The organism is Kitasatospora sp. NPDC093558, assembly GCF_040683475.1.
In the GTDB taxonomy this organism is placed as follows: Bacteria; Actinomycetota; Actinomycetes; order Streptomycetales; family Streptomycetaceae; genus Kitasatospora.
In genome coordinates, this window is sequence record NZ_JBFBDY010000356.1 from 1 (window position 1) to 6,510 (window position 6,510).

Below are 6,510 nucleotides of genomic sequence, written 5' to 3' on the forward strand. Positions count from 1 at the left end.
CCTGGAGACGTGCGCCGCGCTGCCGTCGGCGGTCGCGCGGACGGTGATCGTCCAGGAGGCCGTCCGGCCCGGCTCGCCCGACCTGCGCGGGATCGTGGTCGACGGCGTCTGCCTGGGCGTCATCACCAGGACGAGCAGCGACTGGCGCAACAACGTGGCAAGGGGAGCGACGGTGGAGCCGCACGCGCCGGACGAGGAGCTCCACGCGCTGTGCGTCCGGGCGGCCGCCGCCGTGGGCGCGACGATCGCCGGCGTGGACCTCGTCGAGCTCGCGGACGGGGGCCACACGGTGATCGAGGTGAACTCCCGGGTCGAATTCCAGGGATTCGAGCGGGCGACGGGTGTCGACGTCGCCGCCCGGATCGTCGAGGCCTGCACGGCCGAGCTGAGCGAGGTGAAGGAACCGGTATGAAGCGCATCGCAGTGGTGGGCGGACGGGGTTTCGTGGGAGGTGAGCTGCTGCGCCTGCTCGTCCACCACCCCGAGGTCGAGGTCACGGCCGTGACCTCCGACACCCACGCCGGCCGCGCCGTGGAGACCGCGCACCCGCCGCTGCGGGGGAGCGGCCTGCGGTACGGCCGGCGGGAGGACCTGGAGCCGGCCGACCTGATCTTCCTCGCCGGGGTCCACGGCTCCACGGCGAAGATCCTCGACGACACGGCGGCGCTCGCGCCGAAGATCGTCGACCTGACCGCCGACTTCCGGCTCGCCGACGCCGCGCTCATGGAGCGCTACTACGGCTGGCGCCGGGACGGCGAGCACGCGGCGCCGTTCGTCCGCGGCCTGCCCGAGCTGCACCGCGAGGAGATCGCCGCCGCGGACCGCGTCGCCGTCCCGGGCTGCATGGCCACCAGCGCGATCCTGAGCCTCGCACCGCTCGCGGCCCGCGGCCTCCTCCGGGACATCGACGTCGACGCGCGGACGGGCAGCAGCGGCTCCGGCGCCTCCAGCGGCGACGCCAACTCCCACGCGCTGCGCAGCGGCGTGATGCGGGTGTTCGCGCCGTTCGGCCACCGGCACGAGGCCGAGGTGTCCGAGGCGCTCGGGGTGGCGGCGTCGATGACGGTCACCGCGACGCCGCAGGTGCGCGGCGTGCAGACGCTGGCGAAGGTGGACGTCGGGGAGGTGAGCGAGCGCGAGCTGCTCGGCATGTACCGCGAGGACTACGCCAAGGAGCCGTTCGTCCGGCTGGTGAACAGCCCGCGCGGCACGTACCGCTACCCGGACCCGAAGGTCCTGCTCGGCTCGAACTTCTGCGACGTCGGCGTCGTCGTCGACGGCCGCGGCAAGGCCCTCGTGATGGGCAGCATCGACAACCTGATGAAGGGGGCCGCGGGCGGCGCGGTGCAGTGCATGAACCTCATGCTCGGTCTGCCCGAGACGTACGGGCTGACCTTCCCCGGACTGCACCCGGTGTGACCATGACGAGAATCGTGGTGAAGTGGGGCGGCAGCCTCCAGGAGAACAGCACGGCGATCGCCGACGACATCGCCGCCCTGTGGCGCGAGCACCACATCGTCGTGGTGCACGGCGGATCCCGCGACATCGACGACACCATCGGCGAACTCGGCCTGCCGCGGCGCACCTTGCGGTCCCCGGACGGCATGGTGACGCGCTACACCGACGCGGCGACGCTCACCGCCCTCATGATGGCGATGCGCGGCCGGACCCAGGCCCGGATCGTCTCGGAGCTGGGCGCCCGCGGCGTCACCGCCGTCGGACTGTCGGGCATGGACGGCGGGCTGGTGCGCACCGAACGCAAGGCGGCGATCCGCGCGGTGTTCGGCGACAGCGTCCGGGTGGTGCGCGACAACCTCGCCGGCCGCGTCGTCGGCGTCGACACGACCGTCCTGGAGGCCCTCCACGCGTGCGGCATGGTCCCCGTCGTGTGCCCCCCGGGCATGACCGCGGACGGCCAGGCGACCAACGTGGACGCGGATCGGATGGCCTGCGCCATCGCGGCGGCCTGGCGCGCCGACCGGCTGCTCCTCTTCACGGACACGCCGGGGGTGCTCGCCGACCGCGACGACCCCGCCTCCACCATCGCCTCGCTGAGCCGGGACGACGCCAAGGGGCTGATCGCGGAACTGAGCGGCGGCATGCGGATGAAGGTCGCCGCCGCGGTCGAAGCACTGGACAAGGGCGCCCAGGCCGTCCAGGTCTGCGACGGCCGCGTGGACTCGCCCATCGCAGAAGCTCTACGAGGGAGCGGAACCCTCATCGGAAAGGGCCGTGGCACACCGTGACGACAAGCCAGTTCGACACCCGGACACCGGAGTTGACCGACACCGACGCCGTCGCGCTGCTCGCCGAGGTGGTGGCGATCCCGTCCGTCTCCGGCAGCGAGCGGAAGCTGGCCGAGCGGCTGCGGGACATCGCGGCCGGCCACGGCGCGGAGAGCCACGTGGACGACGCGGGCAACGTGCACGCCCTGGTCGGGCACGGCACGCGCACGGTCATGCTGCTCAGCCACCTGGACACGGTCGAGGGCGACGTCCCCTTCGAGCACAGCGACACCCTCGTCCGGGGCCGCGGGGCGGTGGACGCGAAGGGCCCGCTCACCGCGATGCTCGTCGCCGCGCTCACCAGCCGCGACCTCGGCATCCGCATCCACTGGGTGGGCGTGGTCGAGGAGGAGACGCTGTGGTCGCGGGGCGCCGAACACGTCCGCACCACCGTGCCCGTGCCCGACGCCGTCATCGTGGGCGAGCCCAGCGGGGCCTCGTCGGTGACCATCGGCTACAAGGGGATGGTCCAGCTCGACGTGCGCTGCGAGGTCCCGCGCACGCACACCGCGACGCCGGGGCCGAAGTCCAGCGAGATCCTGGTCCAGGCACTCGCCCGGGTCCTCGACGCCTACGGGACGCGCGGGAACGACACCTTCGACGACGTGGGCATGGTCATCAGGGACGGCCGGTTCGAACCGTTCTCCAGCGAGTGCGCGCTGGTGTTCCGGACCCCTCCCGGGACGACCCCCGACGGCCTGCTGCGCGACGTCTCGGCGCTCCTCGGCGACGGCATCGAGGTGTCGGCGGTCTACGACGTCCCCGCCGTCGTCGTCCCGCGGAGCTCCGCGTGCGTGAAGGCGCTGTCCCGCGCGATCGTCCTCGGCGGCGCCAGGCCCGCCCACAAGCTCAAGACCGGCACGAGCGACATGAACACCCTCAGCCGGACCTGGAACGTCCCGATGGCCACCTACGGCCCGGGGGACGCCCACCAGGACCACACCGACGACGAACACATCCTGATCCAGGAGTACCTCGACGGCGTCCGCGTCCTGCGGGCCGCGCTGCGCCTCCTGGACGAGACCCTCCCGGAGGCAGCGTCATGACGGACCGGCCGAATCTCCTGGCGCTGTGGAGCGTGCCGCGCTCGCGCTCGACGGCGTTCGAGCGCGCGATGTACGAGCGCGGCGACTTCCTGGTCGTCCACGAACCCTTCTCCCGCGTATGCGACTTCGGCGAGGCGGACGTCGCCGGCCGGGTCTGCGCGAGCCAGGAGGAGGTGATGGCCGCCCTCGTCGACGCGGCGGAGGAGCGCCCGGTGTTCTTCAAGGACACCACCGACTTCCCCTTCGACCGGCTCGGCGCCGACCCCGCGTTCCTGCGGCGGTGCCGTCACGCCGCGATGGTCCGCAACCCGCGCGACACCGTCCGCTCGCACCTGGTCATGCAGGCCGACGCCACGTCGGCGGCGATGGGCTTCGGGCACCTGTGGGACATCGTCTCGACGGTGACGGCCGCCGGCCTGCCGATGCACCTCGTCGACGGCGACCGGCTGGCCGACGGCGCCGAGGCGCAGATGCGGGAGTACTGCGCGGCCATGGGGATCGACTTCCTCGCCGAGGCGCTCGCCTTCAAGCGGGAGCCCCCGGCGAGCTGGAAGACGACCGAACGCTGGCACGCCGGTGTGAGCGAGTCGAACGCCCTGGGCGCCGCCCCGGCCGGGAAGAAGCAGTTCCCGGAGGGCCTGGAGCAGACCGCCCTCGCGTTCGAGCGCGACCAACTGCCGTACTACGAGCGGATCACGGCGGCACTGGCCGGGTGACGGTGCGTAAGGTGCCCGCACGGGCGGCCGGTTGACCCGTCCGATCCCGACAACCAGCGGCAACACACCGCTCCGGACACTAGGTTGTGACCGGGGCCGATCAAGGCGGCCCGGTCGCGCAGAACGACGCGCGCGTGCAGGAACGACAGAGGAGCGGACATGACGTTGGGCCGTAGCTTCACCAGGCTGTGGGTGTCGCAGGGGGTGTCGAACCTGGGCGACGGCCTGGTGCTGGCGGCCGTGCCCCTCCTCGTCGTGACGATGACCCGGGACCCGCTGCTGGTCGCCGGGATCGAGGTGGCGCAGTTCCTGCCCTGGCTGGTCTTCACCCTCCCGGCCGGGGCCCTCGCCGACCGCATGGACCGGCGCCTCATCATGGTGTGGGGCAACGTGATCCGCGCCGTCGGGTTCGGCCTGCTCGTCCTGACGCTCGTGGCGGACGTGCGCAGCGTCGTCGTGCTCTACCTCGCCGTGTTCCTCGCCGGCACGGCCGAGACCCTGGTGAACAACGCGGCCCTGACGGTGCCTCCGCGCCTGGTCAAGCGCAGCGACCTGGAGCGGGCCAACGGGCGGCTGTTCGCGACCCAGTCGACCATCCACAACTTCATCGGGCCGACGGCCGGCGCCGCGCTGTTCGCGATATCGGCGACCCTGGTGTTCTTCTCCACCGCCGGACTCTTCGCGCTCGCCGCGCTGGCCGTCGTCACCCTGCCCCGGATGCTGCCCAACTCCAGTGACACCAGCGGCTCCAAGCACACCCCGGGCGAGGTCGTCCGCAGCATCCGGGAGGGCTGGTCCTACTTCTGGAACCACCGGCTGCTGCGGCGCGTGGCGTTCATCTCCGGCTCGATCAACCTGTTCTCTTCCGCCACCGGGGGACTGCTCGTACTCTTGGCGACGGGCCCGCTGGGCGTCTCCACCTCCTGGTACGGCGTCTTCATCGCGGTGCCGGCCGTGGGCGCCGTCGTCGGCTCGCTGATCGCGGCGAAGGTCGTCCCGGCGATCGGCGGGGGGCCGGTCACCTGGCTCGCCGCGCTCCTGCCGGCCGCCAGCTTCGTGGTCCTCGGCCTCAGCGGCAGCGTCGTCCTCTCCGAGATCGCCATGTTCCTCGCGGCCGTGGCCAGTTCGCTGAACCAGATCGTGGTGAGCACGCTGCGCCAGGCGGCCGTCCCCGACGAACTGCTCGGCCGGGCCACCGCCGGGTACCGGCTGATCGTGCTCGGGGCCGTGCCGATCGGGGCGCTGCTCGGCGGTGGGCTGGGGCGCTGGCTCGGTCCGGAGAGCACCTTCGTGGTGTCCGGCATCGGACTGGCGCTCGCGGCGGCCGTGTTCGCCTCGCGGGTGACGACCCGGGCCCTGCGCGAGGCCGAGCAGGACGTCCAGCCGGCGCCCGCCGAACAGATCTCATGACCACCACCGGTGTCCCGAACAGCGCCGCGACAGCGAGAAGGAGCACGTCCCGATGAGCCTGAGGTTGTCCCACACGACCGTCGACGCGCGCGACCCGTACGCGCAGGCCCAATGGTGGTGCGAGATGGCCGAGTTCACCCCGAAGGAGGGGGTGCGGCCGGGCTCCGACGAGTGCTACGTCGTCACCGCCGACGGGTACACCGTGCTCTTCATCCAGGTGCCCGACGGCAAGACGGTGAAGAACCGCATGCACTTCTGCATGCGCCCCGAGGGCCGCACCCAGGACGCCGAGGTGGACCGCGCACTCGCGCTGGGCGCGAGCGTCGTCGCCGACTTCCGCTCCTCGGGTGACTGGGTCGTCATGGCCGACCCGGAGGGCAACGAGTTCTGCATCCTGACGGGCGACTAGCCGGTCAGCGGGTCCTCGAAGCAAGACAAGCCGAGCAGACGAGAACAGGAGAATTGCGTGACCGGGAACCGTGAGGCCGTGTGCAAGGCCGCGTACGAGCAGCCGGCCGACGAGCTGGAGGAGCAGGTCGCCGCCGTCATCGCCGAGGTGCTGGACGTCGACCTGGTGGGCCGGCGCGACAGCTTCTACGACTTCGGCGGCACCTCGCTGGCGGCCATCCGGATCTGCGCCCGCATCGAGCGCCGGCTCGGGTTCAAGGTCGACCCGGCCCTGCTGCTCGAACACGACGAGTTGGCCGACTTCGCCGAGCAGATCCGGCTCGGTGCGGAATGAGCGCGGTGACGAACGTGCCGCCGAACGTGCCGCCGCTGCGGAGCGTGCACGCCGCGGTCGCCGAGCACGCGGACCGGGCGCCGCACGACCTCGCGCTGGTCGCGGGCGACGAGCGCGTCGACTACCTGACCCTCACCACCGCGGCGCGGGCCCTGGCGGGCCGGCTCGCCGAGTGGGGCGTACGGCCGGGCGACATCGTCCCGCTGCTGGTGCCGCGCAGCGCCCAGCTGGTGGCGCTGCAGCTCGGCGTGCTGATGACCGGCGCGGCGTACGCCACGCTCGACCCGCGCTGGCCCGCGAGCCGGATCGCC

At 72.4% G+C, this 6,510-nt stretch carries 8 protein-coding genes and 1 pseudogene; all 9 read left to right on the plus strand.

Going from position 1 to position 6,510, the window contains the following annotated elements; translation table 11 throughout:
- Positions 1–412 (plus strand): annotated as a pseudogene (locus AB0O00_RS26185) (alpha-L-glutamate ligase); the annotation flags it as partial.
- A complete protein-coding gene (gene argC, locus AB0O00_RS26190) occupies positions 409–1,419 on the plus strand; it encodes an N-acetyl-gamma-glutamyl-phosphate reductase (RefSeq protein WP_363655702.1) in 1,011 nt (336 codons plus the stop codon). The pseudogene AB0O00_RS26185 and the gene argC, both read left to right, overlap by 4 nt.
- A gap of 2 nt (positions 1,420–1,421) precedes the next feature.
- Positions 1,422–2,246 (plus strand): [LysW]-aminoadipate kinase, encoded by an 825-nt coding sequence (locus AB0O00_RS26195; RefSeq protein WP_363655703.1) that lies wholly within the window; start codon positions 1,422–1,424, stop codon positions 2,244–2,246.
- Positions 2,243–3,331: a M20/M25/M40 family metallo-hydrolase gene (locus tag AB0O00_RS26200; protein ID WP_363655705.1), complete on the plus strand. Its 1,089-nt coding sequence runs from the start codon at positions 2,243–2,245 to the stop codon at positions 3,329–3,331. The genes AB0O00_RS26195 and AB0O00_RS26200 overlap by 4 nt, the downstream gene beginning before the upstream one ends.
- Entirely contained in the window at positions 3,328–4,047 is a 720-nt protein-coding gene (locus AB0O00_RS26205; RefSeq protein ID WP_363655707.1) for a sulfotransferase family protein, read from the plus strand. Before AB0O00_RS26200 ends, AB0O00_RS26205 begins: the two co-directional genes overlap by 4 nt.
- Positions 4,048–4,206: 159 nt before the next feature.
- The gene (locus AB0O00_RS26210) at positions 4,207–5,457 is read left to right on the plus strand and encodes an MFS transporter (RefSeq protein WP_363655709.1); all 1,251 of its coding nucleotides are present in this window, start codon (positions 4,207–4,209) and stop codon (positions 5,455–5,457) included.
- A 52-nt stretch (positions 5,458–5,509) separates the two neighbouring features.
- Positions 5,510–5,866 (plus strand): VOC family protein, encoded by a 357-nt coding sequence (locus AB0O00_RS26215; protein WP_363655711.1) that lies wholly within the window; start codon positions 5,510–5,512, stop codon positions 5,864–5,866.
- 57 nt (positions 5,867–5,923) lie between these two features.
- Positions 5,924–6,199, plus strand: a complete 276-nt coding sequence (locus AB0O00_RS26220) for a phosphopantetheine-binding protein (RefSeq protein WP_363655713.1) — start codon at positions 5,924–5,926, stop codon at positions 6,197–6,199.
- 5 nt (positions 6,200–6,204) lie between these two features.
- A partial coding sequence (locus tag AB0O00_RS26225) for an AMP-binding protein (RefSeq protein ID WP_363655714.1) occupies positions 6,205–6,510 on the plus strand: 306 nt, incomplete at its 3' end.

Excerpts from the sequence above, each read along its gene's own strand:
- AB0O00_RS26205 (WP_363655707.1), top strand. The coding sequence starts at position 3,328 with ATGACGGACCGGCCGAATCTCCTGGCGCTGTGGAGCGTGCCGCGCTCG.
- AB0O00_RS26210 (WP_363655709.1), top strand. The coding sequence starts at position 4,207 with ATGACGTTGGGCCGTAGCTTCACCAGGCTGTGGGTGTCGCAGGGGGTG.
- AB0O00_RS26195 (WP_363655703.1), top strand. The coding sequence starts at position 1,422 with ATGACGAGAATCGTGGTGAAGTGGGGCGGCAGCCTCCAGGAGAACAGC.
- AB0O00_RS26215 (WP_363655711.1), top strand. The coding sequence starts at position 5,510 with ATGAGCCTGAGGTTGTCCCACACGACCGTCGACGCGCGCGACCCGTAC.
- argC (WP_363655702.1), top strand. The coding sequence starts at position 409 with ATGAAGCGCATCGCAGTGGTGGGCGGACGGGGTTTCGTGGGAGGTGAG.